This window comes from Halorubrum sp. SP9 (genome assembly GCF_005435015.1).
GTDB lineage: Archaea > Halobacteriota > Halobacteria > Halobacteriales > Haloferacaceae > Halorubrum > Halorubrum sodomense.
Map to the genome: position 1 here is coordinate 1 of NZ_SGXU01000184.1, position 512 is coordinate 512.

A 512-nucleotide genomic window follows, 5' to 3' on the forward strand; every position below is an offset into this window, starting at 1 on the left:
GAGCCACAGGACGAACCCAACGATGAACGGGGCGCCGCCGAGGATCGACCAGTTCCAGTTCGTCCGCTTGAACGACGCCCACGCCTTCGCGTACTCGGAGTCGTAGTCCCACGGGTTCTGGATGCTATGACGCATCTTCCACGACCCATCGTAGACGCCGTACAGCGAGGCACCGAGGCCGAGGCCGAACCCGATGGCGAACGGCATCCACGGACGGGTGCTCGTGGCGAGGACACCGTCACCGACCGTCGTCACAATCGTCGGATCGCTAATGCTCACGGCAACTCACCCCCAAAAATCTTCGCGGAGAGCCAACCGATCAGGAAAACCCATAAGAACGGCCACAGCACCGTCAGAGCGATAATCCTCCAGAAGTACACGTTCTCGGCACGACGGTCTTCTACGAGGATCATCAGGAAGATGAACGTGAGTGCTGCGCCGACAACGTATCCGCCTGCGAGCCACGGGATCATGACGAACCACCAACCGTCTCGATGATGATCCCGACAGCC

2 protein-coding genes are annotated in these 512 nt (G+C 60.4%); both read right to left on the reverse strand.

Going from position 1 to position 512, the window contains the following annotated elements; translation table 11 throughout:
* On the reverse strand, positions 1 to 279 hold a 279-nt coding region (locus EXE45_RS17105), incomplete at its 3' end, for a hypothetical protein (protein WP_137695036.1).
* On the reverse strand, positions 276 to 512 hold a 237-nt coding region (locus tag EXE45_RS17110), incomplete at its 5' end, for a hypothetical protein (RefSeq protein ID WP_206750496.1). The genes EXE45_RS17105 and EXE45_RS17110, both read right to left, overlap by 4 nt.